The organism is Colwellia sp. MB3u-8 (assembly GCF_014076985.1).
In the GTDB taxonomy this organism is placed as follows: Bacteria; Pseudomonadota; Gammaproteobacteria; order Enterobacterales; family Alteromonadaceae; genus Cognaticolwellia.
This window is the reverse complement of sequence record NZ_JACGVA010000050.1, coordinates 1-309: the sequence shown is the minus strand read 5'-3', so window position 1 is coordinate 309 and position 309 is coordinate 1. Positions and strand designations below refer to the sequence as shown.

General features: G+C 41.1%; 1 tRNA gene. It reads right to left on the bottom strand.

Going from position 1 to position 309, the window contains the following annotated elements:
• Positions 1-224: 224 nt before the first annotated feature.
• Positions 225-300: transfer RNA gene (locus H4J54_RS19760), tRNA-Ala, on the bottom strand.
• Between the last annotated feature and the right edge of the window lie 9 nt (positions 301-309).

Below are 309 nucleotides of genomic sequence, written 5' to 3'. Positions count from 1 at the left end.
TCATTAATAGGCGATATTCCTATTAATAACAGCTTGGTATTTATAATTTACAAACAACAGCGCGACACCGTGTTTGTCCTATAAATACCGGTATTTATATCAGCTTTCCAGATTGTTAAAGAATTTGTCATTCACACGCATTCGGTGAAGACTTGGTTTAAAAAACCAAACTTAACTTATCAGCTTTGATAGTTTAAGTTTGGTCTCTCTCTTTAGTGAAGAAGTGGTGGAGCTAAGCAGGATCGAACTGCTGACCTCCTGCGTGCAAGGCAGGCGCTCTCCCAGCTGAGCTATAGCCCCGCAATGGGA